Origin of the sequence: Arthrobacter sp. StoSoilB22 (assembly GCF_019977315.1) — a bacterium.
In the GTDB taxonomy this organism is placed as follows: Bacteria; Actinomycetota; Actinomycetes; order Actinomycetales; family Micrococcaceae; genus Arthrobacter.
The window spans coordinates 4304734-4331229 of record NZ_AP024652.1; the positions used below are offsets into that span (position 1 = coordinate 4304734).

A 26496-nucleotide genomic window follows, 5' to 3' on the forward strand; every position below is an offset into this window, starting at 1 on the left:
CAAGGACCCCAGCGCAAGGATTAGCCCTGCTAAAAGACGCTCGCGCCGGGCGTTGGCATTTGGCAGTTGGGTGGGGTTTTCCACATAGCGTCGATTGGGTCTGATGGTGGTAAAGCCTTCGTGACAGGGTTGGGTTATGGAAGGCATTGGGCAGGTCGTGGCGCGGCGGGACGGTTCCCCCGGCGCCAGTGAGGTGCCTGGAATTGGCTCCCCCGTTTCCTCGGACATGCTTTCCCGGCCATCGGTGCGCGAGCCCTCGACGGCGGCAGGACCCGCCGCTGATCCCTCTTGGAACGCTGGGCTGCTTCTTGGATTCGAATCGTTGCATGGGCTTGGGGAACCAGGGCCGGAAGAAGTGCCCCCGTTGTTGCTCAAGCAGCCGTCCGAGCGCGGGGAATCCACCCCGACAGAAGAACCGGTGCCGGGTGTGCTGCACAAGCAGTCGTCCGGGCGCGGGGAATCCAACCCGGCAGGCAAACCTGTGCCCGGGTTGCTGCACAAGCAGTCGTCCGGGCGCGGGGACTCCACCCCGACAGAAGAACCAGTGCCTGGTTTGCTGCACAAGCAGTCGTCCGGACGCGGGGAATCCACCCTGACAGAAGAACCAGCGGCCGGGTTGTCCGCGGTGTCCGCGGCGGCCGGTGCGGCGGTCCTGGAGGCCGCGCTCCTTGAGGGTGCTGCCGCAACTGATGCGCTGCGATCAATAGCGGCCGATGAGGTGCGGTTGTTGGGGTTTGTTGAGGCGGCTGATTTCGCGGGCAGGGTCGAGGAGATCTCCCGAAACGTGGAGTACTTGCAAGTTGTTGCTGCGCAGGCGGTGGAACGGTCCCGGAAGCAAGCACTGCAAGCTCGGCCGGGGGCGTCAGCGGCCGCGCCGGAATGGCGGACCGGCTGGACCGAACACGTCCCGGATTCGAAGGTCACAGCTCCTGCCAGCGTCGTGGATGATGGGTACCGGAACACGGCGGAGTTCCTTCGGGCCCGGTTGCGGATCGGTATCGCTGAAGCCCGGCGCAGGCTTGCCCTCGCTACCGAGGCCCTCTCCCACACCGGGATGACCGGCCAGGACGTCCCGGCCCGCCGCGAAGCCCTCGCCGACGCCCTCGCCTCCGGAGAGCTGCCCTCACGCTCGGCGTCGATCATCAGCACCGCCCTGGACAAAGTCCGGCACCTCGCCGATGAAGAAATGCTCACCCGGATGGAACACGCCCTCACCGCCACCGCCATCGAAACCGACCCGGACTTCGTCACCAAAATGGCCCGACGCTGGACCGACCTGATAGACCACGACGGCCCCGAACCCACCGAAGAAATCCTCCGCCAACACCAAGGCGCGTTCCTACGCCGCCGACGCCGCTACGGACTCCACCACATCGAAATCTTCGCCACCGACGAACAATACGAAACCCTCACCACCACCATGAACACCGCCACCAACCCACGCCTCACCACCGCACCACCCGACACAGCACCCGCCAGCTCCCCCATTACCGGTGCCGGTCACGGACGAACCAACGAAACCTCGCACGGTCACGGACCACACGCATCACCCATGCACGCATCACCCATGCACGCATCACCCGTGCACGCATCACCCGTGCACGCATCAGCAGTCTTCAGCCCGGCTTCCACAGACTTAGCTGGTAAGGACACCGCTGACGGCCCGGACCTGGACCGGCGTTCGAGGGCCCAGAAACTCCTCGACGGCCTCGTCGGTGCCTGCAGTGTCGCGATGAGCACCGGCAAGCTGCCCTCCAACGGCGGACTCCGACCCCAACTCACCGTCACCATCGACCACCGCGACCTCTTCACCCATCTCACCGGGCCCGGCCACGCAGCCCAAAATAGAACAACCCGCCAAGCCGACCAATCCAGCGGCTCCGCCACGGCCCCGAACCAGCCAAACACGCCCAACCAACCCGGCACCGGCGCTCCGCGGTACCGGCTCAGCACAGGCACAGCGACGTACCTGGGCCCGATCCACCCCACCACCATCCGCAAAATCGCCTGCGACGCCGACATCATCCCCGTCCTACTCGGCAGCGACTCCCGAATCCTGGACATCGGCCGCACCACCCGGATCTTCCCACCCCACATCCGCAAAGCCATCACCGCCCGCGACCAAGGCTGCACCTTCCCCGACTGCACCATGCCCGCACCCTGGTGCGAAGCCCACCACACCACCTACTGGTCCCACGGCGGCACCACAGGCACAGACAACGGCACCCTGCTCTGCAGCCACCACCACCACATCATCCACAAAGAACAATGGCGCATCGACATGACAACCGGCGCCCCCTGGTTCATCCCCCCACCCCACATCGACCCCCACCAAAAACCCCGACGCAACCACCACCACACACCCCAACGAACATAAACCCAACCCACAACAACCCCACGCGGGTCTGTCTGAATAGGCTCAATGGGACTGCCTGAACGGGACTGCCTGAATGGGATTGCCTGAAAACGGTGTGCGGGGCCTGACCCGAGGGGCGGCAGAACCCGAGGGGCGGCAGAACCCGAGGGGCGGCAGAACCCGAGGGGCGGCAGAACCCGAGGGGCGGCAGGGCGCGAGGGGCGGCAGGGCGCGAGGGGCGGCAGGGCGCGATGGGCAAAGAGCGATACAGGAACGTGTGCTCAACGCTCATGGTGGCGCTTGGGCCGCCCGTGCAGCTGCCTGCCCCGCACTCCCTACTGGCTATCTGTGGCCTGTGAGTTCCGATCACTGCCGCGCCTTCGCTGCTTTCGACCTGCAACCCGGGACCGGCGCTCCGCACGCGAACCGTGACCTGATCATGACCGCACAGGACCTCCTACGAACCGCGCCCGTGTTTCAGGGCCCAGGGTCCAAGGCCCGTGGCCCAGGACCCATACTTCGACGGACACGTGAAATTCGTTCTCTAGCAACCAGCAACCAGCAACCAGCGCAGCAACGACAGCGCCCAACAGCCCCCAAAAAAGAGCGCTACCGCGAGGTTGGCCAGCCCGTGTACGACTCCGCGAGGTACGCCTTGGCATGCTCGGATGTGACCACGGAGTGAAGCTCACCAAGCTGGCGGGCGCGGTCGAAATCGTCGGCACCTGGCACGGTGTGGAGCATGGACGTCATCCAGTAAGAGAAGTGCTGGGCCTTCCATACGCGGTCCAGGGCGCGGTCGCTATAGGAATCGAGCAGCGCGGTGGAGCCGTTGGAGTAGAAGGAGTCCAGCCCCTCGAAGAGCACCTTGACGTCGTGGATTGCCAGGTTCAGGCCTTTGGCGCCAGTGGGCGGCACTGTGTGCGCTGCATCGCCGGCGAGGAAGAGGTTTCCGTGCCGCATGGGTGTGTGAACAAAGCTGCGGAAAGGCAAAACCATCTTTTCCAGAACGGGCCCCTCTTTGAGTTCAAAGCCGTTGCCGTTGACGCGCTTGCGGAACTCGGACCAGATCCGTTCGTCGTCCCAGTCGGCCACGTTCTCTTTGGGGTCGCACTGAAAGTACATGCGTTGAACGGTTTCGGTGCGCTGGCTGATCAGGGCGAACCCGTTCTCGGAGTTCGCGTAGATGAGTTCGTCGGCGCTGCGCGGGGCCTCAGCGAGTATTCCGAACCATGCGAACGGGTACTCGTGGAAGTACCACTTGCGGTTGGCTTCGGGGATCTGGAAGCGGCAGTGGCTGCGCGACCCGTCGGCACCCACCAGGAAGTCGGCCTGGATTTCGAACTCCTGTCCGTCGGAGTCGGTGAACCAGACCTTTGGCTTGCCTTCGAGGTCGTGCACGGTGGTGTCCGTGACGCTGTACCGGACGTCGCCGCCGTCGGCCGCCCGCTTTGCGGCAAGGTCCGCGAACACGTCTGTCTGCGGGTACAGCCACACGGATTCACCCACGAGCTCTTTGAAGTTGATGCGGTGACTCTCACCGTTGAACCGCAGTTCGATTCCGTCGTGTCGGTCGCCCTCGCGCAATACCCGGTCCGAGACGCCGGAATCCACCAGCAGGTTCACTGTTCCGTGCTCAAGGATGCCTGCACGAACCGTTTCCTGAATTTCCTTGCGGCTGCGGATTTCCACCACCACAGATTCGATGCCCTGCTTGGCCAGCAGGTGGGAGAGCATCAGGCCGGCTGGGCCTGCACCCATGATGGCCACTTGGGTGGTAATCGGTGTACGTGCCATGGTTCCTCGCTTCGTTGCGGATCCCTGCTTGCCATGAAGCGGGATGAATCTTGAATTCAGTGTGGCCCGCGAGGAGTGATTGGCGTTACAACAATTCCGTTGAACGGAAGTTGGACTCTAGTCGCCGAGTTGACGTCCTATCCCCCGGGCAGCCGTTTGGAGCGCGGGCACCAGCGCCTGAAGTCGCATTTCCGCCAGCGGCACAACCACTCCGAGCGCCGCCACGGTGCGACGCTTGCTGTTGATCACCGGCACGGCAATCCCCCACGTATCGGGATCCACCACACCAGCCAATTGCGCGTACCCCTGCTGCGCCGCTTCGGCTAGAAGTTGACGCACGACGCCGGCAGTTACCTTTGCGCTGGGATCTGCGAATTGCCGGAGGTACTCCGTCTGCAATTCGCGCGATTGGTTCGACATCAGGGCCAGACCGGCCGAGGAAATGTGGACGGGCATCCGCCCGGCGATCCGCGCCCGGTTGGCCACTGATCCCCGACGCGAAAGCCGCTCCACAAATAGTGCCTCCCACCCGTCAAGCACCGCCAGATTCACATTCTGGTTGAGGACTTGCTGTATATCTTCCATGAACGGCATGGCAGCCTGCCTGAGAGCCAGGGTGGGTGAATTGCGGTTGACGAGTTCCCATAAACGCAGACCCAAGCGAACAGTACCGCCCGCGCCGAGGTCCAAGAGTCCATGTTCGGAGAGTTGCCGGACCAGTCGGTGGGCTGATGACAACGGAAGTCCAGATCGGTCAGCCAACTCGCTTAGCTGCAGCGAGGTGGTCCCTTCCGGGAAGGCCTCTATGACCCGCACCACGCGGTCTACCACTGAATCGCCTGACGCCGAGTTAGCCATGCCCTGCTCCTTTGCTTCCGGCCGCCGCCTCATGAGGGCGCTCATCAGCCTGCCGATTGCGGCGCTCCGGGACACGGCCTGGGCGAATGCCCTGCTGGCTCCCTTCCGTTCAATGGTAGAACGTGTGCCAGGCAACACCGAGCGGTGATACAACTCTCTTAACCGACCGACCGACCGTTCTGCGGTGGGTCGACCTATCTGCGAAGTACCGAGGACGCTATGCCAACGATGTCATCTGCCCGCCGCTCTCAATGGCCCGTTTGGCTTTGCTGGCTGGCCATGGTGTTGGACGGCTTCGACCTCGTTGTCCTGGGTACCGTCATCCCAACACTCATCAAGACCGGCGAGTTGGGCTTTGACGCGTTCGGGGCTACCTTCGCCGCCACCATTTCATTGGTAGGTGTGGGCCTCGGCGCCCTCTTCATCGCGCCGCTTTCGGACAAATTCGGACGCCGTAAACTCCTGATCGCCTGCGTAGCAAGCTTCTCGCTGTTCACCGTCGGAGTTGCCTTCGCCCCGAATGTCGCCGTCTTCTCCCTGCTTCGTATGCTGGCCGGACTCGGCTTGGGCGCGTGCCTCCCTGCGGCTTTGGCGTACATCAACGACTACGCCCCTGCCGGATCGGCTGGCAAGTCCACTACCCGGACCATGACCGGTTACCACGTTGGCGCTGTAGCAACGGCGCTTCTGGCAATTTTCATCGTTCCGAACTGGCGGCTCATGTTCATCATCGGCGGCGTTGCGGGTCTCGCCCTTCTGCCCTTCCTGTGGGCGAAACTCCCGGAGTCTCTCCCTGAAGCAGCCCCTGCTGCAGGCACCCCGGCCACAACGGCTCCGACGCAGGCCAGCGAACTCAAGACGAGCCAACCCGCAAACGCAACAACCGCCGTCGGGCGTTCAACCAGCGGACATTCAACCAGCGCCAAGCCGAAGACAGGTTTCCGCGACCTCCTGCAGAAGCCGTATCCGATGGTTGCCTTGGGTATCGGCATCGCCTCGTTCATGGGGTTGCTGCTGGTCTACGGCCTGAACACGTGGCTGCCACAGCTGATGGCAGCCGCAGGTTACCCGGTTAGCACGGGCCTTACACTGCTGCTGGTCCTCAACCTCGGCGCCGTCGCTGGTCTCTTCCTCGCCGGAATCCTGGCCGACAAACACGGGACCAAAAAGATCGTGCTGATGTGGTTCGGTTTGTCCGCAGTGTTGCTGGAAATCCTGAGCGTCAAAATCCAGAACGAGTTCCTGCTCAACGCAGCCGTATTCGTCACGGGGGTCTTCGTCTTCAGCTCCCAGGTACTGGTGTACGCCTGGGTCAGCCAACTCTTCCCTCCCCGCCTTCGTGGTACGGCGCTGGGCTTCGCAGCAGGGGTGGGCAGGCTCGGCGCAATCGTCGGGCCGGCGGTGACGGGGACTTTGGTTGCCGCAAACATCGCTTACCCTGCAGGCTTCTACGTTTTCGCCGCCGCCGGGCTGTTGGCCGTAGCCGCGCTGTTCCTTGTGCCGCACCAGGTCACAACGACCGACACGAGCCTGCCGGCTGAGCGCTGAGCACCAGCTGAGCGCTGAACGACCGATGAGTGCTGAACACCAGGTGAGCGCTTCGCACTAGAGAGAAGTCCGGGGCGCGGTGCAGAGGGTCTCCCGTGCTTTCCCCAGCAGCTGCGGACCCTCGGCAAAGCAGCGGTCCGTGGACTTCTGAAGGGCCGGGAATGCCCGGATTGCGGAGTCGAAGTGGTCTTCCCGGATCATCCGTTCAATGACCTGGCACTGATCCTCCGTCTCCATGGCTCCCACCATGGCCGAGGAAATCTTCAGGCTCAGGATGGCGTCCATACTCGCTTCAGCGTTGTGCCCGCATAAGCCGTTGGAGATGCTCAGCACCCGGTCCGGCAGCATGGACAGGTAATTGGAGAGAAAACCGAGCGCCGGTGATGGATCTCCCAGCTCGTCAGCCAACTCTTGAAGGCGGCACGGTTCCAAGGCGGTGGCCTCCGTTACGGGGCCCGGGTCCTCACTCACCGCTTGCCGCCTGGGGCTTTGCTGTGCCTTGCGGGGCTGTGTTGTCCGGGTTTTTGGTCCAGATGGAGGCCAGCATTCCGATGACGAGGATGGCGGGTGCGCCGTACATGAGGGTGTTCATGACGATGGGTTCGCGCAGGGCCCGGATGGCGTTGCCAACGTAGGGGATGGTGGCTACGTGCTTGTCCACGGTGTTGCCTTGGAGGGTGGCGATCCAGGGGTCGAGGCCGTTGTTGGCGTCGCCTTTGGTCTGGACTGCGATGCCGCCGTCGGCGGTGGTGGTGATCTCGGTGATGCGGTGGGTTTCCACGCGCTGGTCTTCGACGGGGATGTGGTAGGTGATGATGTCGCCTACTTTGACGTCGGTGGTGGGGGTGGGGACGGTGACCACGACGTCGCCCGGGTTGATCAGCGGGGCCATGGAACCGGTGAGCATGGTGGAGGTTTGGTAACCCAGGATCCGTGGCCCGATCGCCAGGAACAGGAACACCAACGCGCCTAGGATCAGCATGCCCACGCCGATGCCCTTGACCACTTTGCCGGCAATCCGACGAAACCGGCCAGCAGTGCCAGCGGCGCTGGCAGCAGTTGTAGGGGCCGCAGTTGTGACGGCAGTTGCGGCGGCAACAGTTGGGGTAGCCGCATCAGCTGAGATTCCGACGGCGGCACTAGCCTCCCCGGCGGAACGCCGGCCGTGGAGTGCGGGTTCGTTGATGCTGGTGATAATGCTCATGACGTGGCGTTCCTTCCGTGGTGGGGGTTGAAGTTCGTGGGGGGGTAAGGCGCGCTCACCGTGTTGAACAGCGAAACCGGTGACCCACAGGAGAACCGCTCTCCAGCAGAAACGCTGCCCAACAGCAGAACCGGGTGCGTCAATACCGGCGGACCTGATCGGGCAGGGGGGCGCCCGACCAGGCCCGGCGGGGCTGGTGGTGATTCTCCGTTCTGGTGAAGTGGCTGTGCTTGACGGGATACTCGCCGGGCCTGATCGGGCTGGGGGAAAGGAACCGATCAGACCCGGCGGGGCCGGTGGTGTTGTTTACTTGGTGGTTTCGGTGCGTTGGGTGCCGGTGAAGGCGAAGGCGATGGTGGAGGTGGCGCCTTGGAAGTCGTTGTTCGCGGTGGTGGGGAACGCGGTGGTGACTTTGAGGTTGTCGGTCTTGGCCGAGGTCAGCGAGGTGAGGTTGTTCAGGACCTTGTTCGCTGCGATGACCGGTCCGGAGGCCAGGACGGTGGTCTTGGTGCCGGTGCAGTTGTAGGGGGCTGCGGCGCCGGTCCAGGCCACGGAGCAGTTTTCGATGGTCAGCTGCAGGCCGTTGGTCACGTCGGTGGTGAGCAGGGATGCGGTGGTGCCGGCGTTGGTGGTGAGGGTGACGTTGTTCAGGTCCGAGTTGCCGGTGTTGGCCAGGGTGACGAGTTTTTCGACCTTGTCGCCGGGCAGCAGGCCGGCGACCGGGACGTTGAGGGTGTTCGCGGGGCCGGGTGCGCCCAGGGCGATGGTGACGGTTCCTGCGGTGACGGCTTGGGAGGCGGAGGTCGAAGAGGTGAACGCGCCGTAGGTGCCCATGCCGGCGACGGCGGCTGCGGTGCCGACCAGTGCGACGGAAGCGAGGATCTTGCCGGAGGTGGTCTTGAGGCTGATGGCCATGGGAATCAGTTTCCTTTCGGGAGGCCACCGTGAGACCGGCCGGCCGTTCGTTTCCAGCCTGTGTGGCTGATAAGAACTACTGTGCCGGGCCAGAATCAAGAACAAATCCTGCATACCCGCAACACTTCCTCAGGAAAACCTCAAGACTCCCGCAGCCAAATACAACCCAGCCCAGCCCAGCCCAACCCAGCCGAACCCCGGGCAATCTACGCACGTCGGGATAGCCCATCGAACCCCATGTGCAACACTTCTTGATGCACATGAACGGCCAATGGAAGGGTGGGACTCATGCCAATGTGGTTGCAGGCCTTGATGTGGGGAACACTTGCCGGTGGCGCTTTAGTCCTCGGAGCGGGCATAGCGTGGATCTGGAAAGTGCCGGCCAAAATCGTGTCCACGGTGATGGCATTCGGCGCCGGCGTCCTGATCTCTGCATTGTCGTTCGAACTTGTGGATGAGGCCGTTGAGGGCGGCGGACTGATCCCCACCATCTTTGGCTTCCTTTTGGGGGCGGTGATCTTTGTGGGCTCCAACGTCTTGCTGGCCCGGGCTGGAGCCAAGCATCGGAAACGTTCCGGTGGACCTCAGCCCTCGGAGAAGGATTCCCCGGGAAGCGGCACGGCCATCGCAGTGGGGGCACTTATTGACGGCATCCCGGAATCAGTGGTCCTTGGTGTTGGCCTTCTCGCCGGCGGAGCAGTGAGTCCGGCCATGCTCGCCGCCGTCTTCATATCCAACGTCCCGGAAGGCCTCTCCAGCACGGCAGGCATGAAGAAGGCCGGACGCAGCCCCGCCTACGTCTTTGGCACCTGGGCCGGCATTGCAGTGTTCAGCGGGCTTGCTGCCCTGCTGGGATACACCGCCTTGGAAAATGCACCGGAGAGCGTGATCGCGTTTATCACGGCCATTGCCGCTGGCGGAATCCTGGCCATGCTCGCGGACACCATGATTCCCGAGGCCTTCGAGGAGCACCATAATCTGACCGGGCTAACGGCCGCGGTGGGATTCCTGAGTGCGTTCACGATTCATCACGTCGGCGGCTAAACACCGGCCGGGTTGGCCCCACGTCACTTGGGCGGGGACACGCGAACTACGGCAGCAGCCCAATCAGGGGCAAGGCGACCGCCGTCGAGATTGCCATGGCGGCCGTGCTGCCGATGACGGGATGGAAGCCGGTGGGCAGCCGCGCAGAGATCGCCTTGGCTACAGGCGGTGCCAGGATGGCACCTATCACGGCACCACCCACCATTCCCTGCCAGGAGCCGCCGTACGCGAGGACTGCCGCCGGGGCAACCGACACAACGGACGCGTAGGTGGCCGCCCATCCGCCCTCGCGATACCAGCCCCGCCATAGCGTGACACCGATAGCCGAGGTCAGTGCCTGGGCAAACAGTATGTGCGGCAGCAGGCCGGTCCCGTACGACGGCAGTCCCGGGTTCAGGACAAATGCCGCGGCCACAGCAAGGATTACACCGGCGCCGGCGAGCTCGTTGGCGAAGAAATGAGTTTCCGTGAAGTCCTTGAGGACCCGCCGCGCAGCCCAAACGGCGTCGGCGGGAACGCGCCGGTTGAGGCTCGACGGCGGCAGCTCCGCTTGCGTGGCAGGGCGAACCTCCCGAGACTCCCGCAGGACAAGCCACGGCAGACGCCGGGCTATCAGGAATGAGATGACCGAGCCCACTGACATGGCGAGCACGCTTGCCACCACAGCCGGCAGGGCAAGCGGGGCTGAAACAGTGGGGATAAACAGCAACGCCAACGGTGTGGTGGTAGCTGCACCCAGGATCGCTCCGGTGATGCAGGTCCGCCAACCAGCCCCGTACAGCAGGACCATAGCGGGAGCGACGCAAACGAACGGAACGAACGTTGGCTGCCACCCGTCGTCGAGCACCCAACCGAACACCAGGTTGGACAGCAACAAACTCATCGAAGCGGAAGCCAAAACCCAGGGCCACAGCCCGGAATCGTAGCTAAGTGTGCCGACCCACTTCACACCGCGGCGGCCAACACACCACGCTAACGCGGCACCCGTGAGCAGTCCGACCGCTCCGAGATCGGACTTGTAGAACAGCGGCTCGGTCATGTCACCGAGGAACCAGCGCACCGCGGCCAGAGCGGAACCGATGGTTTCCTGCGCCCAGCCGGCGTAACCGGGACCCACTCGCGGAGAATGCTCCGCGAGCATGTGGAGGAGGAGTGCGATCACGCCGATGAGTGCCACCATTCCGAAGGCTCCCAGAGCGGTGCCGGCCGCGGAGCGCTCGGGGCTGCGTTCGGGGCTGCGCTCGGGCGTCGGTCCCGGCGAATGTTGCGACTGCGGGAGGGCGTTGTCGGCTGCGAAAGAGTGCGTCATTGGTGGCCCTATGCGTGCGGAGTGGCGTGGCTCTGAGCAGCGTAGCGGACCTCCGGATGCGTGCTGCAGCCACGGCGCTACGGGGGATTTGTGACCGGCAGCGGGCACGTATCAATCCGTCAGTCGTCCAACGCCATCAACCCGCTCACCCTTAGTGGGTGATCTTTCTACCCATTCGATACCGATCCCCCGAAGGCACGCGCGCTGGGGGCGCGGGCGAATCGAGAATGGTGGTGTGGTCCAGCCGGGGAGCGAATCCCCAGCCGGAGGACGGCGGTCCAGCCCCGGGCCGAACGAACGATGGGAAGACACCATGAGCTTTTTGGAATCGTTGTGGAGCATCATTGTTGCATTTTTCTTTGTTGCCTATTTGATCCTCCTCTTTCAGATCATCTCCGATCTTCTCCGCGATAAAGCCCTGAGTGGTGGCGTAAAAGCATTGTGGATCCTATGCCTGTTCGTGGCTCCTTTCATCTCCGCATTGATCTACGTGATCATGCGTGGAAAGGGCATGGCTCTGCGTAGTGAGATTCGGGTCAGGGAATCGGTGGAAGAGGCGGAGAACTACATCCGCGACGTTGCCGGAGCCCCCTCCCCCACCCAACAAATCGAAGCGGCCAAAGCGCTGCTTGCCGCTGGAGACATTAACGAAGCCGAGTACGCTCGCCTCAAGGAGATCGCTTTGGCCTGACCCAGGCTACGGTCTGCTCTTCACGTACAGCCGAAAGGGACCGCATGACGCGATTGAAGGCATTCCCCCTGTTGGAAGGCGGACCGTTCCGCTTCGGCCTCATCGCGGCGCTCGGTGTACTGGTAGCCCTGGCTTTGGGCTCCGCAGTCATCACATTGCGGTATTCGCTGACCTTGATCTTTGCCGCATTGTTCATCTCCCTGGGCCTCTATCCCCTGGTTCGTTGGCTGGAACGGTGGAAATTCTCCCGCGGCGGCGCAGTCCTTGCCGTGGCGGTTGGCTTCCTGCTGCTGGTGGCCGTGCTGATACGGTTCATCGTCCCCATCCTGGTGGAGGAAGGCGCAGCGCTGGTCAGTTTGCTGCCATCCAGTTTCGAAGCAGTCAGTGAACAGGAATGGTTCCTGGAATTTAACGGAACTTTGGGAGGAGCGCTGACCCCGCTCTTGGAGTGGCTGGAAACCTCGGCGGCGGATCCCAATGTGTGGCTCGCCATTGGCGGGGGTGCCGTGCAGGTGGGCTACAACGTGGTGAATGGCACCTTCGCCGTAATTTTTGTTGTTGTCCTGACCCTCTATTTTGTGGCGGGGCACGAAATGATGAAAGCCAGCCTTTACTCCCTGGTTCCCGCATCACGACGGGAATCATTCGCGGAGATAACCGACACAATTGTTGCTTCGGTGGGTAAATACCTCAGCGGCATGTCCGTCCTTGCGTTGTTCAATGCGCTCTTCACCTTCATTCTCCTGTCTGTTGCAGGAGTCAGGTACGCGGCGGTCCTCGCTGTCCTGGCGTTCCCCATCACCCTCATACCTTTAGTGGGCAGCGCCATCAGCACGGCAATCATTACCGTGGTGTCACTTTTCACCTCTCCCTCGACGGCCCTTGTGGTCTTCCTCGTCATGCTGGCGTACATGCAGGTGGAGGCCTACGTTCTCACACCACGCATAGTGGGAAAGGCGATCAGCATCCCAGGCTCCCTGGTCCTCATTGGCGCGATGGTGGGCGGGACGCTCCTGGGCCTGCTGGGGGCGCTGATAGCGTGCCCCACCACGGCCTCTATTCTGCTGATCATCAAAAAGGTGGTCATACCGCAGCAGAACGCCAAGTAGCGCGGCATGCAAGGACTACTGAACGACGCCGATGCTGTCGCCTGGATCTTGTTGGCGCTCCACATTGTGCTCGGATCAATCGCGGCAGTGATGGTCTCCGCAAACAGGCGGCCGTCCTCTGCCATTGCCTGGGTGCTGGCGATCATCTTCATCCCCTACTTGGGAATGGTGGCATTCCTGCTGGTGGGCCGCGGCAAACTTCCCAAGGCCAGGCGCGATAAGCAGCGCGCCGTCAACGAGCTCATGCTGGCACGGACGCCCGGCCTCTCAGCAGTGAGCCACAGTGAGGACTGGCCCGCCTGGCTGCGCTCCGCCGTCGAACTTAACCTCCGGCTGGGCGCGCTGCCCATGGTGGGCGGCAACCGGGCCGAATTACTGGAGGACTACAAGGGATGTTTTGATCGCATGATCGAGGACATCGATGCCGCCACGGAGTACGTGCACGTGGAGTTCTACATCTTGGCCTTGGACCCCACAACTGAGCCGTTCTTCGAGGCCATGGCCAGGGCTTGCCGGCGGGGAGTTCCGGTCCGCGTCCTCTTCGACCATTTGGCAGCGGTCCGCGACCCCACGTATCGGGACATGCTGAGCGCTTTTGATGGGATGGGCGCCGAATGGCATGCCATGCTCCCCTTGCGTCCTTTCAAAGGACAGTGGCAGCGCCCGGATCTGCGCAATCATCGCAAGCTGGTGGTAGTGGACGGCAGCGTGGGATACACGGGCTCGCAAAACCTCATAGATGCGTCCTATAACAAGAAAAGCAACATCAAGCGGGGCCTCCAATGGCACGAATTGATGGTGCGGTTGGAAGGCCCCGTGGTGCGGGAACTGGACGCAGTGTTCGTCACTGACTGGTACAGCGAATCCGAGACACTGCTGCCGTTGGACACTTCGCCGGTGGTCCTTGGTTCCGCACCCGAGCTCATCGACGCACAGGTCCTTCCCAGTGGCCCCAGCTTCGACAATGACAACAACCTCAAGCTCTACACCACACTCATCTACAAGGCCGAGCACCGCGTCAGCATCACCAGCCCATACTTCGTACCGGACGAGGCCATCCAGTTGGCCATCATCACAGCAGCGTCCCGTGGCCTCAACGTGGAGCTCTTCGTCTCGGAAGTGGGCGACCAAGCCATGGTCTACCACGCACAGCGTTCCTACTACGAGGTTCTACTGCGGGCAGGCGTCCGAATTTACCTGTACAAGGCCCCGCAAGTCCTGCATGCCAAGCACTTCACCGTGGACTACGACGTCGCTGTGATCGGCTCGAGCAATATGGATGTCCGATCCTTCAGCCTCAACATGGAAGTTTCCGTACTGGTTCATGGACGCTCAATAGTCGACCAAATGCGGGCAGTCGAGGACAGCTACCGCGCGGCCAGCACGGAGTTGCTGCTGGAGGACTGGCTCCGCCGGCCAGTAGGCCACAAGGCACTGGATAACCTGGCGCGGTTGACGTCCTCGCTTCAGTAGCGTGGCTTGGTTAGTCATCCAACTGCAGATACCAGGTCACTCCAGCGCTGATGGCCCGGCCCAGAAGCAATGAGAACGCTATGGCAATCACCACGGCGAACTCAGTGGAAAGCCCGGGCAGGAGCCCGGAGAGGGCACCAATACCCACGGAGTATGCGGACCACACGATGCCTGCCACCACCGAATACAGGACGAACCTCCCCCGTGGAACCGGGGTGATCGCGCTGGCCACGTTCATGGTCAGCCGCCCCATAGGCACGAACCTGGACGTCAGGACCCACGAGGCCGCATGCTTGGCCAAGCGTTCCCGGGATGCGTGCAGAGCCTTCTGGGGGCGGGGACCCTGAAGCATCCTCCAGTTGGCCATATCCCGGCGACGGACCAATTCGTAGGCGCCCACGTCGCCGGCCACGGCACCGGCGAGCATGGCTGCGAACAACAGGAACGCGTTGGGGAGGTTATCCGTGGCTGCTAGTGCGCCCAAGGCCACGAACAATGACGTGGTGGGAATTGGTGGGAAGATGGCCGAGAGCGCAACAAAGATCGCCCCAAGCGGGTAGACCCACCCGGAGTCCGCGGCACTCATGATGTCCTTGAAAAACTGCATGGTGAAACCCCTCTCGCGGGCCTTCTCCAAGCGTCTCACGGCCGCCAAGATCATCCTTACGTCCCATGGCCGCCACGCGGATCGTCTATACCGGGTGAATCCTCGAAGCCCCGCCCCTACACTGAAGGTGTGGACGACCTAGGTGGTACCCGCCCGGACCTCTTAAGCCCGAAGCCAACTGCGGTCCCACGGCCGCCCTTGGCATTGATGGCACGCCCCCGACTCGTGGCCAAGCTTGATTGCACGGCCAGCACCGTGCTGATCTGCGCCCCCGCAGGGTACGGAAAAACAGTGCTCTTGAGCCAGTGGCTGGACGGTCAGTTGCACGACGTCGCGTGGCTCGGCCCCGACCAACACAACAGGGAAGCCCTATGGCCCGCCATATTGGGAGCGCTCCGGCGATGCCCTGCCGTTCCACCGCGCGCTTTGGAGCAATTTTCCGGAGCCGAAGACTGTGCTGTGGACGTCCTGGGAGATCTTGCCCAAGTACTGACTGCATCCGGCACCACCATTCGTCTGGTGATCGACGGCGTGGACGGCTTTGCTCCGGTTGAACGAGATTACTGGATACCCGCATTGCTCAACCAAGCGGGCCTGCCCCTTCAACTGGTCCTTGCTTTCCGGGACAACTCTGCGGTTGACCCGGGACCTGCCCGGCTGAGCGGACGCGTCATTGAGTTGGGCGCGAAAGACCTGGCTTTCACTGTGAACGACATCAACGTACTGGCAGCAAGGACAACCACCCTGGTGGGGGTGCAGCAACTGCCTGAGCTTTTCAGGCAGACCCAGGGGTGGCCGGCCTGTGTGGTCCTCGCCTTGCGTTATCTTCGCGAGGCTGCCAATCCGGACGCCGCTCTGGGAGACCTCGCTGCCAACGACCGGCAGCTCTCCGATTACCTGGACCACCAGATACTCAGTGCTCTTTCCCGTGAGGAACGGCATGTACTGTCCAGCTCCAGCGTGTGCCGCGAGGTGGTTGCGGCACAGGCCAACATCCTTGCTGGTAACACGAACGCCGGCTGCATCCTCTCGCGCCTGGCCGATGACAAGGGAATCGTTGAGTCGTCAGGCATCGGGCGGAATGTCTTCCTGGTCCACCCTCTGATCCGCGGCTATTTCAAAGCCAGGCTGGCCCGGAAGCACCCCGACGAACTGCTGCGCTTCAGCCGGATTGCTGCGCGGTGGCATGAGTGTGCCGGCGAGCCTGTTGCGGCGCTCAGGCACGCCATGGACTCCGCGGACAATGATTTGATCATCGACGTCCTTGAACGGCATGGCGCGGCGCTCTTGGGATCGGGTGAAGTGGTGCACGTCCGCCGTGCGATTGCTGCTTTGCCTGACGCCCTCTTCGCTGTGAATCCCAAACTCTGCGTGGTTGCCGCACTGGCCTATGTTGAAAGCCGTCAGCCCACCACCGCTACCCGTTATTTAGCTGCGGCTAACCGGCATCGGACTGCCGAACCTCCTGCCGAACTCCGAGAGCTGCAGGCTCTGGCAAAAGCGCGACTTTCCTGGTTCAGCGACGCGTGGGAGAGCCATGACCCGCAGGCCACCGTGGACCACGCTGCGCTCCGTTTCTCGGGGCACAGCGACGTCCGTAACGAGGCGAGGATGGTTACGGTCACTGCGGCGTTGGTGGAAGGCAGCTATGGGATTGCCGAGAACGAAGCTTCCGCAGCCCTCATCGAAGCCAGCGAGGCAGGCAACGCTTACCTCGCCGGCAAGGTCTATCTCAAACTGGCAGCCATGTATTCGCTGCAAGGCCAGCTCCGCCGTGCCGGTGAAGTTCTGCGGCTCTCAGAGGAAAAGCTGCCGAGACAACTGTGGACGGCCGGCGCCGGAAGGTCTGCTGGCGCACTCATGCATGCCTCGGCCGCGCTCCTCCGTGCTGAACCGAACAAGGCCCTGCAGTTTGCCGCGGCAGGCCTTTCCGAACTCGGACAACTCGGGTCTTCCTCCACGGGAGTCGGGGGTGCCATGCGAGCCACGCTGGAGATCATTACAGCATGCGCGCACTTGGATTCCGGGAACAGGCGCAACGCCCTTGGCGACCTGCGGCAAGCCAGGCTGCGGATCAGCAGGGACCATGTCTTTGCCCGGCCGCTGGCTGCCAGCATCGCTGTGATAGAGCACACCGCTGCACTGGCATTTGGCCATGCCGACCAAGCCCGTGAGGTGTTGGAATGGGCGGAAGAGCGAATTCCAGGAACGGGTGAACTTTGCCTCCTGCGTGCTCAGGGGCCAGCCGGGATCAGCCGCTTCGACGCTGCTTCGGACCGCCTCAGGCCATTGCACGCCGGCACAATAACGCCGCTGCTGGAATGGACCAGGCTCCACGTGACCGTTCTGGAATGCTCCATGGCCCTACGAACCGGACGACGCACACTGGCCGGCAAACTCCTGGAAGAAGCCCTCCACACGGCAGCCGAACTGGACGTCCTCCGACCCCTGGCCATCGCTCCCCGGGAAGTGATGGACTTCCTGGTGGAAAGGGTAGGCGCCTATGGGCCGCGAGAGGCCCTGGCCCAGCGGCTGCTGACTTTACGGCCGCCCACTGACACCCGGCAAGCGCAGTCGTTGACTCCCCGGGAACGGGAGGTCCTCGCTCTCCTTCCATCGCATTTGTCGCAGGAACAGATGGCAGCGGAACTCCACTTGTCCGTGAACACGGTGAAGACTCACATTCGCATTATCTATTCGAAGCTGGGGGCCGGTTCACGGCATGACGCGGTGGCAGCGGCCTATAAGACCGGATATTTACCCTAGCCGTGACCTCGGAAAACGCCCATCACTCACCTGTTTGGGGTGACCCTGCGGCGGGAACACGGATCTAGTCTGAGAGAATGCTGGCCAAAGATCCTGCGGGTTACCGAAGGCACTCATGACAGACGTCGCCCTCACGTTGCTGGTGCTCGTCGTGGTGATTGCGGCGTTCGTGTGGAACCGCCTGCCGGTTGAGGTAGTGGCACTCGGAGCGGCCTTGGCCTTGTATGGCACCGGCATTGTGGGGTTGGACGATACTTTTGCCGGTTTCGGGAGCGGGACCGTGGTGTTGATTGCGGCGCTGTTCGTGGTGGCGGAGGCCATTGATGCCGCAGGCGTTACTACGTGGTTGGGAAGCCTGCTCATCAGGTTTTCGGGGACGAGCCGGACCCGGCTGATGGTGTTGATGATGGTTCTTACGGCCCTATTAACGGCACTCATCAGTGTCAATGGGGCAGTTGCCGCGCTGCTTCCCATGGTGGTTGTGCTGGCGGTTCGCCTGGGCAGGCGGCCTTCCGAGCTGTTGATGCCCATGGCCTTTGCCGCTCACGCGGGTTCATTGCTGATCCTGACCGGTTCACCGGTGAACATCCTCATTCTCAATGCGGCGCTGGACACTACCGGAACGGGGATCGGGTTCTTCGAGTTCGGGCTGGTGGGGCTTCCGCTGTTGTTGGGAACCATCGGTTTGACCCTTTGGCTGGGGCCACGGCTTTTGCCCACCAGGACCCCTGAGGCACTCCCAAAGGATCTGGGTTCCCATGGTGAGACGCTCATGAACCATTATCTGGATGGCGATGGGTTGAGCCGGCTCAGCATCCCCGCCGGTTCGGCGTTGGTGGGCCAGCCGGTTGCGTGTCTTCAGGACGAGCACGACGGCGGTCATCTCCACCTCATCAGCGTTCAGGACCCGGCCGGCAAGCCGTCCGGGAGCGATGTGTTCGAAGGAGGCGATGAGATTGTGGTGCGAGGGGGACAGCAAACCATCAACGCCCTTGCCGCCCGGTATGGCCTGAAACAAGACGACGACGCGACGTGCGGGCTCATCAGCAGCAGCTACGGAGTAGCCGAGGTGGTGGTCGCACCCCGTTCGAATCTCGTTGGCACGGAGGCTTACCCCGGCATGGTCACCGAAAGCGGCGACCTGGTGGTGCTGGCCCACCATCATCCGGGCGAGCCGGAATCGTCGGGACGCACTCTCATCACCGCCGGAGACAGGCTGCTTCTGCAGGGAACCTGGTCTGCCTTGGACCAGCACACAGTGGATCACAACGTCTTGCTGGTGGACTCGCCGGATACCATCCGTAGGCAGACCGTCCCGTTGGGGCCCCGCGCCACACCGGCGCTGATCGTCGTCGGCGTCATGGTTGTCCTGTTGGCCACCAATCTCGTCCCTGCGCCGGTCGCCGCGCTCCTGGCCGCGCTGGCCATGGTGGTACTCCGCGTGGTGACCGTTCAGCAGGCCCACCGTTCCATGGCGTGGACCACGCTCATCCTGGTGGCGGGAATGATCCCGTTGTCCACGGCGATCACCTCGACGGGCACTGCGGAGATCCTGGCTGAAGGCATGGTGTCCGTAGTGGGAGATGGCGGCCCGTTGTTGTTGCTGGTGGGACTGTTCGTGGTCACCGCCGTCCTGGGGCAGTTGATCAGCAACACGGCCACGGCGCTGATCATCATCCCCATTGCCCTGTCCGTGGCGCAGGAGTCCTCCATCAACCCCTACGCAGTGCTGATGTGTGTGTCGGTGGCGTCCTCCGCTGCCTTACTGACGCCGGTGGCGACTCCGGCCAACATGATGATCATGCAACCGGCAGGCTATCGGTTCGGCGACTACTGGAAGTTCGGGCTGGCGATCATGGCCCTCTATGCAGCTGTGGCCATCCTGCTGGTGCCCGTGATCTGGCCGCTTCAGAACTAGCACCAATAAACCCATGCAACCAACAGAGCACACCAGGAGCAAGACATGGCCAGTGAGCGCACCACCAAAGAAACCCCACCACCCGTCAAGGCGGCTTCCTGGCTGCCCCTGATCGTGGTGGTCCTCACCCAGATCCAGGCATCGTTCGCCGTCAACGCCTTGACGGTTTCAATGCAAGGCATCACTACCGACCTGGACACTGCGGCTACATCCGTGGGCACTGCCATCACTGCCGGAACGTTTTCAATGGCGGCCTTCATCCTGTTGGGAGCTAAGCTGGGCGCGCGGTTCGGAACGCGCAAGGTGTTCCAGATCGCCGTGGCCATCCATGCGGCCGCCATGGCGGGTGTGGCACTGAGTCTCAGTCCCGCAATGCTGTTCATTGCCCAAGCTTCTTCAGGCGCGGTGATTGCACTGATCGCACCGGCCCTCACGGTCTTCATCGCCACCAATTACAAGGACCAACAACAAGCCAAAGCCATCGGGCTCCTGGCCGCGGCCATCCCGGCAGCGGGTGTTTTGGCGCTGCTCATTGCCGGCTGGTTCGCAACCACCATCGGCTGGCGTTACTCGTTCGGACTCATGGTGGTCCTTGGTGCCATCAACCTGCTGCTGAGTTTCAGGCTCAAGACTGTCCCGGCGCAACCGAACCTGAAGATCGACTGGACGGGGTCGATCATCGCCGCGGTGGCCGTCATCCTGCTGAGCTTCGGTTTCAGCGGCCTGTCCTCCTGGGGTACGTGGTTCGCCACCAGCCAGGCACCCTTCGAGATCCTCGGCCTCTCACCCGCGCCACTCCTGATCATCCTGGGGCTCATCATGGGCCAGGTGTTCTTCACGTGGATCAGGAAGCGCCAGGATGCCAAGCTTCCGCGGATCTTCGACCTCAGGGTGCTCGCTTCCAGTTCCGAGCTCGCAGTCACGGCGTGCATGGCCATCATGCTGTTTGTTGGTACGGCCGCAAACTTCCTGATCCCCCTGTATATACAGATCGTTCAGGGCCGTTCCAGCATAGAGACCTCGTTTTCGATCATCCCTTACACCTTGTCGATCTTCCTCGCGAGCACCTTTGTGGCTTTCCTGTACGACAAATTCCCGCCACGTGTCATCGCCCAGGGCGGCTTCGTGGTGGTGGCCGGCGCACTCATCCTGCTCGCCTTCACCATCCGCAATGACTGGGGTCAGATCTTCGTGGTGCTGGGGCTGATTCTGCTGGGACTTGGCCAAGGCGCAATCGTCGCCTTGGTGTTCAACACGCTGCTCAGCGCGGTTCCCCGCGAGTTGGCCGGCGACGTCGGAGCTTGGCGCGGGCTGGTCCATAACCTCTCCGGCAGTGTGGGCATCGCGGTGGCGAGCGCGTTCGCCGTCGGAATGTTGTCCAGCCTGATAGCCAGCGGCGCCGCCGCGCATCCGGAGGTATCCCAGGAGTTGATCTACAAGGTGAACATCAACGAGGCCGATTTCATGACCAATGCCCAAGTTGAAGGCGTCATCGGCGACCGGGTCAGCAGTCCCGCCGAGTTGGAGGCCGCGATCGAGGTCAATGAGGAAGCTCGCCTTCGGGCCCTGCAGATCTCCCTCCTCGGGTTGTCCGGGCTTGCCTTGCTGGCGATTGTCCCGGCAGGCCGCATGCCCGGACGTATGAAGGGTGACCTCCCTGAGCAACTCGAACCGGACGATCCGGATGCCATCCCGGAACCCGGCCTCCCGGCGGACCAAGCGGTTACGGCGCATCCCACCGCCACAGCGGCGCAAGCGACCACGGCGGCTCAAACCACTACAGCGGCTCAAACCATTACAGAACAGGCGAAACGGTGAATCACGAACCCTACAAACTCATCCCTGAAGGTTTCACGGCTGTCCCGTCCCTTGAGGCCGACGAACCGGAGCTGCACTTCGTGGACGGCTTTGGCCAGCTGGATGCCCTTGGCGTGGTTGTCCCCTCCGAGGGTGAGGTTCCGGCGTCCGTCGGACTGCACCGGGAAACCTTGGAAAGTGCGGGCTTCGACGGCAAACCCGGAACCACGCTGCAGTTGGCAAACGCCTCGGGCACGCTGGTGGTTGCGGTCGGCGGCGGCAAACCGGGCTCATTGGACGCTGACGGCTGGCGGAAGGCCGCAGCGGCCTTGGTTCGCGCCACGCAGCGCCACGCGCGGATTGGATTTGAGCTTTCCGATACTGCGGGAATCGATGCCGAGCACCTGGGGCAGGTTTTGGCCGAGGGCGTGCTGCTGGCCCGCTACCGCTACGACACGCTAAAGAGCAAGGCCAAGCCAACGGCTCTGAGCGAGGTGCAGTTCCTCGCCCCGGGCGTAGACACTGCGGCTGCGGAACGGGGGCTGACCACGGGTCGGGTGAAGGTCCGCGCCACCAACATAGCCCGCGATTTGTGCAATGCACCGCCGAGCCACCTCACGGCTGCGGGTTTGGGCGAGGTGTCGCAGGAGCTAGCCAATCGGTTCGGTTTCACGGTGGAGGAGTTCAACAAGCAACAACTCATCGACCTCAGGTGCGGCGGCCTCCTCGGCGTCAATGCCGGCAGTGCCCAAGAGCCCCGCATGATCAAGCTCAGCTACCGACCGGAGGGACCGCCAACAGGACACCTCGGATTGGTGGGCAAGGGCATCATGTACGACTCCGGCGGCGTCAGCCTGAAACCGAGCGACCCCATGCACCTGCTCATGAAAATGGACATGGGCGGGGCGGCAGCGGTCTTGGCCGTTTTCACCGCTCTCCGTGACCTCGGCTGCAAGGCCGCCGTTACCGGGTTTCTGATGTGCACGGACAATATGCCCTCCGGTTCGGCGTACAAGTTAGGAGATGTCCTCACCACCCGCAGCGGCCTCACCATCGAGGTGAAGAATACCGACGCCGAAGGTCGCCTGGTGATGTGCGATGCCATGACGCTGGCGGTGGAGGACCACGTGGACGGCATTGTGGATATAGCCACCCTCACCGGCGCGGCGCTGATGTCCTTGGGGCAGCTCACCGCTCCGGTGTTCGGGAATGATCAACGCCTGGTGGACCTGGTGCTTGAGTCCGGGAGCCGTGCTGACGAGCAGGTGTGGCAGCTTCCCCTGGAGCGGGCCTACCGTCCCCAGCTGGATTCCGACGTTGCTGATATCTCCAATCTGGGCGGACCCTACGCGGGGTCCACCACAGCTGCGCTGTTCTTGGCCGAGTTCGTTGGGGAGACCCCTTGGGCGCACATCGACATTGCCGGCACCATGCAGTCGGACAAGGACGACTTGTGGAGAAGCAAAGGTGCCACTGGCTTCGGCGCCCGCCTCTTGATCGACCTGGCCCTCGGCTACCCGGCGGGGTGAGGTGCGGAGGACAGCAAAGAGGCCCCCCACTGCAGAACGTGCAGCGGCGGGGCCTCTTGGGCTTGGGCAGTTACGCCTTCTTGCGCGTGAACAGTCCCCAGATGATGAGGACCAGCAGTGCGCCACCGATTGCCAGCAGCCACGTGGAAAGCGACCAGAACTCGTTGATGCCCACCTTGAAGAGTGCGCTGCCGATCCAACCACCCAGCACGGCGCCAACGACGCCAAGGAGGATGGTGGTGATCCAGCCGCCGCCCTGCTTACCGGGCATGATGGCCTTTGCGATGGCGCCGGCAATCAAACCCAAGACGATCCAACCAATGATTCCCATTTTTCATTCTCTCTTTCCTGAAGGAGGCCCCAGTTCGGCACGGGGACGTGTGCCGCTATCTGCCTGATTGTTTGGCTACCAGCTGAGGCGTCGGAGCATGCCGACGGTTTGGCTGGCAGACGGCCTGCCGGCAGGGCGGGGATCAGTCATGGCGTGAAGCACCATGGACCAGCGCCGCCGCACCGTGCCGGGAATTCGGGGTTCCCCAAGAGTCCTTGCCACCATGGACTCCAAGGGTGTGCCTGGGAACGCTTTGGTCCCGGTCAGGCATTCGAGCGCAACCAAACCCAGTGAGTAGATGTCGCTGGCGGTGGTGGATGCTTCGCCGCACACCTCCTCGGGGCTGAGGTAGTGAGGTGTGCCCGAAGAAGAGTTGGGCGCCGCGTGGCGTCCGTTGAGCGCGATTCCGAAGTCAGTCAGTTTCGCGATTCCCGGCCCTTGCGGGTCGGAAGCGAAGTCCACCAGGATATTGCCGGGTTTGATGTCATTGTGGACGATTCCCCTGCGATGAACGTGGGCCAAGGCACGGGCAATGTCCGTCATCCAGGCAGCCGTTTGTTCAGGGGAAGCCGGGTTATGGTGCATGATCCCGCGCAAATCCTTGCCGCCCACCAGCTCCAGCACCACGTAACTGCGGCTTTCCTGATGGTGGATTCCTGCGTCGCGGGAGTCTCCCGAGTCCAGGACCCTGACAATGTTTTTGTGCCGCAGGCGTCCGTGGATTTCCAGCTCTCGCCGGAAAGGGGCGTTATCCGCTGAATCCGTGGACCTGAAAATCTTGACCGCAACCGCTTTGCCGGTAGCCAGGTCCCAGGCCTCATTGACGTAAGCCTCCGAGCCTCCGCCCAGTTGGGTGCCGAGCCGGTAGCGGCCTCCAAGGACCACGTCCGGTTGGCTGTCACTTGAGGCTACGGCGATTGCGGCGGGAGTCCCGGCGACGATGCTCGTGGACGTTGCTGTTGCGACTGCCGTGGTTGATGTTTCCCTCTTAGCGGCGCGTTCGGTACAGACGGCCCCGCGATCAGCGCGGACGGCCGCCCGTTCAAGGAGCGTCACTTGAGGAGGAGGTCGACTTCGGTGACCGGGACTCCGGTCACCTCGGCCAGAGCGCGAGGGTCGACACCGGCGTCGACCGCTTTTTTGAACGCCAGCTCCAGCGTGTTCTGCGCAATTGCCAGTTCATGCTGCAGGCTCTGGCGGCGGAGAGCCGCGATCCAGACGCCACTCACGGGGTCCAAAGCGTCGATGTCCATGCGGAAGCCGCACCCGCAGGCCCATTCTGGCCAGATCGGCTCCACTGCGACCCACTGCATGGAGTCGTAGGATGGTCCGGCGGAGATTGCCATATGCGAACCGCAGTGCACGGGTCCACTGGGAATTGTCTGTTCCGTGACGGTATCCACGGTGTTTTCAGCCACTGGTTTAGAACTTGGTTCACGCAGCGCGACTGTCATCGTTCTCTCCCACACATTCCCTAGTAAGTAGCTTGGCTATCTAGTTATATGTGTACTTACTACTTAATGTCCAGTCCGGATTATTTGGCCACGCTGTCTATGGCTCCGCGCATTCGCCGCAGGAAGTCCACCACTACTGCCGATTCCTCGGGATCCAGGGTCTCGGCGACCTCCATCATCCGGGCATGCATGTCACCCAGGGTGCTACGAACTTCCTGATCGGACCCGGGTGTGGGCTTGAGAATAAGGGCGCGCCGATCAGTTGGATGCGGCTCACGGGTGACGTAGCCGGAACGGACCAAGCGGTCCACCAGGGACGTCATGGAGGCAGACGTCATCCCCAAACGCACCGTCAGCTCCTTGGGGCCCACGTCCCTTCCAGCGCGCTCGGCCTCCAGCAGATACCTCAATGCCATGAGGTCCGTCTCACCCATGCCCATGGCCGCCTGGGTTCGACGACGCATGTCAGCCTCGGCCGTGCGATAGTCCCTCAGTGCATTCAACACGTCAACAGCACCCATCCGCTTGCGGCTTTCCAGCCCGTACCAATAGCCCTGACGTTCACTTTTGTCGCTCATCACCGGTCCTTTGGTAGACATGTATCTAGATTGTCTAAGCAATTGATACTAAGTGATTTGCCCGGGCGGCGCTGACCGCATCCTTTTTTCCTGAGGCTAAGCGCCCGAATTTGCCGCCCGTAAACGCCGCCAAACAGCCGGTGCCACTACCACGGCAACACCGACGGCGGCGCCAATGACGGTCTCGATGATGCGGTCCCGCAGCAGCAAAGCAGGATCCACCGGCGCGGCCAGCAGAGTAGCAATCAACGCCAACGGCGTCACGAAGACCTGGGCCACCAGATACTGGCGTGCAATGAACATCTCCGCCCCGAACTGGCACGCTGCAATGACCAAAACCATGGCCCACGGCGCGGGATTCAGCCAGAGAATGCCAGCGAGCAAGACCAGCCCAATCACCGTTCCTGCGATCCTTTGAATGCCACGGCTCACCCTGTGCCGTGTGGAGTGACCCACCAACGGAACAACAGCTGCCACCATGGCCCAGTACGTATGCCCGAACCCCAGCCGTTCCCCCACCAACGTAGCGATGGTTCCCGCCAGCCCTGCGGCCACCAAGTAGCCGGCACCCTCAAGCCAGATGGCACGCTTTTCGGCCGCAGTGTGACGAATGGGCGGGGGCCGCTTCCACGGAGTCCGGTGGCTCTTGAGGATCCGCGATGACATACCGATCAGCAGGCACAACACGGTAGTGGCCACCGCCACCAGCATGGCTTCCCAGAGGGGAGGCTGAGCCGTGATCGAGGCAATGGCAGCGAAGGCGAAGATGTGAAACAAGGAGCCACCGGGCCGGAGCCGCCACGCTGCAACCACCACGGAGCAGGCGCCGGCAACCAGTGTGGTCGCTGCCGTGAGTAGCCAGGAGTATGCTGCACCATCCATGCCCCCTGCTTGCGCCAGGCGGGCAACCATCGTGGCCAGAAGAATAATGAGAAGCATGAAGCCGCCGGCGCGCAACTGGCTGCGGAAGCGCACGCTGTGGGGTTCGTTCCTGCCATAAATACCGGTGAACGCCCCGAACGAAGCAAACACGGCCAGATCCAGCCGTCCCAGCAGTGTCAACGTAATCAACGGAACAAATACACCTACAGCGCAGCGGAGTGCGGGATGGTGGTCCTTGTTTCCAGGACCCATCGTGAACATTTCCGCTACAGCCTTCAAGGGGCGGCTCGCCTTTCGTCGCAGGATCAAACGTACGACGACGGCGCTGGC

22 protein-coding genes are annotated in these 26496 nt (G+C 62.7%); 10 read left to right on the top strand and 12 right to left on the bottom strand.

Annotated features, from left to right (window positions below; genetic code table 11):
• Window positions 1-136 precede the first annotated feature (136 nt).
• Window positions 137-2377, top strand: a complete 2241-nt coding sequence (locus LDN70_RS19970) for an HNH endonuclease signature motif containing protein (protein WP_353618851.1) — start codon at window positions 137-139, stop codon at window positions 2375-2377.
• A gap of 588 nt (window positions 2378-2965) precedes the next feature.
• Here the strand turns inward: LDN70_RS19970 and LDN70_RS19975 are convergent.
• Both LDN70_RS19975 and LDN70_RS19980 read right to left on the bottom strand, forming a co-directional pair.
• Window positions 2966-4153 carry a 4-hydroxybenzoate 3-monooxygenase gene (locus LDN70_RS19975; protein ID WP_142937491.1) on the bottom strand — a complete coding sequence of 396 codons (1188 nt, stop codon included), beginning with the start codon at window positions 4151-4153 and terminating at the stop codon, window positions 2966-2968.
• A 117-nt stretch (window positions 4154-4270) separates the two neighbouring features.
• On the bottom strand, window positions 4271-5011 hold the full coding sequence (locus tag LDN70_RS19980) for an IclR family transcriptional regulator (RefSeq protein WP_142937490.1): 741 nt from the start codon (window positions 5009-5011) through the stop codon (window positions 4271-4273).
• 219 nt (window positions 5012-5230) lie between these two features.
• On the opposite strand from LDN70_RS19980, the gene LDN70_RS19985 reads away from it, so the two are divergent.
• A complete protein-coding gene (locus LDN70_RS19985) occupies window positions 5231-6559 on the top strand; it encodes an MFS transporter (RefSeq protein WP_502773752.1) in 1329 nt (442 codons plus the stop codon).
• Window positions 6560-6616: 57 nt separating this feature from the next.
• Here LDN70_RS19985 and LDN70_RS19990 read toward each other — a convergent pair whose 3' ends face one another.
• The 3 genes from LDN70_RS19990 to LDN70_RS20000 form a co-directional block, all read right to left on the bottom strand.
• Window positions 6617-7030, bottom strand: coding sequence for an Hpt domain-containing protein (locus tag LDN70_RS19990; RefSeq protein ID WP_142937488.1), 414 nt, complete (start codon window positions 7028-7030; stop codon window positions 6617-6619).
• Window positions 7023-7763: a signal peptidase I gene (locus LDN70_RS19995; protein ID WP_142937487.1), complete on the bottom strand. Its 741-nt coding sequence runs from the start codon at window positions 7761-7763 to the stop codon at window positions 7023-7025. The genes LDN70_RS19990 and LDN70_RS19995 overlap by 8 nt, the downstream gene beginning before the upstream one ends.
• 306 nt (window positions 7764-8069) lie before the next feature.
• The gene (locus LDN70_RS20000) at window positions 8070-8678 is read right to left on the bottom strand and encodes a TasA family protein (protein WP_142936802.1); all 609 of its coding nucleotides are present in this window, start codon (window positions 8676-8678) and stop codon (window positions 8070-8072) included.
• A 288-nt stretch (window positions 8679-8966) separates the two neighbouring features.
• On the opposite strand from LDN70_RS20000, the gene LDN70_RS20005 reads away from it, so the two are divergent.
• The gene (locus LDN70_RS20005; protein WP_142937486.1) at window positions 8967-9722 is read left to right on the top strand and encodes a ZIP family metal transporter; all 756 of its coding nucleotides are present in this window, start codon (window positions 8967-8969) and stop codon (window positions 9720-9722) included.
• A gap of 46 nt (window positions 9723-9768) precedes the next feature.
• On the opposite strand, the gene LDN70_RS20010 is transcribed toward LDN70_RS20005, so the two are convergent.
• Window positions 9769-11031, bottom strand: coding sequence for a hypothetical protein (locus tag LDN70_RS20010; RefSeq protein WP_223941208.1), 1263 nt, complete (start codon window positions 11029-11031; stop codon window positions 9769-9771).
• Between the two features lie 313 nt (window positions 11032-11344).
• Here LDN70_RS20010 and LDN70_RS20015 point away from each other — a divergent pair, with 313 nt between their 5' ends.
• Genes LDN70_RS20015 through cls form a run of 3 tightly spaced genes read left to right on the top strand, consistent with a single transcriptional unit; the run spans window position 11345 to window position 14304 of the window.
• The gene (locus LDN70_RS20015) at window positions 11345-11722 is read left to right on the top strand and encodes a PLDc N-terminal domain-containing protein (protein WP_142937484.1); all 378 of its coding nucleotides are present in this window, start codon (window positions 11345-11347) and stop codon (window positions 11720-11722) included.
• A gap of 44 nt (window positions 11723-11766) precedes the next feature.
• Window positions 11767-12831, top strand: a complete 1065-nt coding sequence (locus tag LDN70_RS20020; protein WP_223941209.1) for an AI-2E family transporter — start codon at window positions 11767-11769, stop codon at window positions 12829-12831.
• Between the two features lie 6 nt (window positions 12832-12837).
• Window positions 12838-14304 carry a cardiolipin synthase gene (gene cls / locus LDN70_RS20025; protein ID WP_223941210.1) on the top strand — a complete coding sequence of 489 codons (1467 nt, stop codon included), beginning with the start codon at window positions 12838-12840 and terminating at the stop codon, window positions 14302-14304.
• 10 nt (window positions 14305-14314) lie between these two features.
• Here the strand turns inward: cls and LDN70_RS20030 are convergent, their stop codons facing one another.
• Window positions 14315-14965, bottom strand: coding sequence for a DedA family protein (locus tag LDN70_RS20030; protein WP_223941211.1), 651 nt, complete (start codon window positions 14963-14965; stop codon window positions 14315-14317).
• 75 nt (window positions 14966-15040) lie between these two features.
• Between LDN70_RS20030 and LDN70_RS20035 the strand changes: the two genes are divergently transcribed.
• The 4 genes from LDN70_RS20035 (at window position 15041) to LDN70_RS20050 (ending at window position 22921) form a co-directional block, all read left to right on the top strand.
• Entirely contained in the window at window positions 15041-17677 is a 2637-nt protein-coding gene (locus tag LDN70_RS20035; protein ID WP_223941212.1) for a LuxR C-terminal-related transcriptional regulator, read from the top strand.
• A 115-nt stretch (window positions 17678-17792) separates the two neighbouring features.
• The gene (locus LDN70_RS20040) at window positions 17793-19595 is read left to right on the top strand and encodes an SLC13 family permease (RefSeq protein WP_166841875.1); all 1803 of its coding nucleotides are present in this window, start codon (window positions 17793-17795) and stop codon (window positions 19593-19595) included.
• A gap of 45 nt (window positions 19596-19640) precedes the next feature.
• Window positions 19641-21413, top strand: a complete 1773-nt coding sequence (locus tag LDN70_RS20045; RefSeq protein ID WP_223941213.1) for an MFS transporter — start codon at window positions 19641-19643, stop codon at window positions 21411-21413.
• On the top strand, window positions 21410-22921 hold the full coding sequence (locus LDN70_RS20050) for a leucyl aminopeptidase (protein WP_223941214.1): 1512 nt from the start codon (window positions 21410-21412) through the stop codon (window positions 22919-22921). Before LDN70_RS20045 ends, LDN70_RS20050 begins: the two co-directional genes overlap by 4 nt.
• Before the next feature lie 70 nt (window positions 22922-22991).
• On the opposite strand, the gene LDN70_RS20055 is transcribed toward LDN70_RS20050, so the two are convergent.
• From LDN70_RS20055 to LDN70_RS20075, 5 genes are all read right to left on the bottom strand, one after another.
• On the bottom strand, window positions 22992-23252 hold the full coding sequence (locus LDN70_RS20055; protein WP_142937478.1) for a GlsB/YeaQ/YmgE family stress response membrane protein: 261 nt from the start codon (window positions 23250-23252) through the stop codon (window positions 22992-22994).
• A gap of 75 nt (window positions 23253-23327) precedes the next feature.
• A complete protein-coding gene (locus LDN70_RS20060; RefSeq protein WP_223941215.1) occupies window positions 23328-24308 on the bottom strand; it encodes a serine/threonine-protein kinase in 981 nt (326 codons plus the stop codon).
• Window positions 24305-24670 (bottom strand): hypothetical protein, encoded by a 366-nt coding sequence (locus LDN70_RS20065; RefSeq protein ID WP_223941216.1) that lies wholly within the window; start codon window positions 24668-24670, stop codon window positions 24305-24307. The genes LDN70_RS20060 and LDN70_RS20065 overlap by 4 nt, the downstream gene beginning before the upstream one ends.
• Before the next feature lie 116 nt (window positions 24671-24786).
• Window positions 24787-25284 (bottom strand): MarR family winged helix-turn-helix transcriptional regulator, encoded by a 498-nt coding sequence (locus tag LDN70_RS20070; RefSeq protein WP_223941217.1) that lies wholly within the window; start codon window positions 25282-25284, stop codon window positions 24787-24789.
• Between the two features lie 96 nt (window positions 25285-25380).
• A complete protein-coding gene (locus tag LDN70_RS20075) occupies window positions 25381-26445 on the bottom strand; it encodes an FUSC family protein (protein WP_223941218.1) in 1065 nt (354 codons plus the stop codon).
• Window positions 26446-26496: the final 51 nt, after the last annotated feature.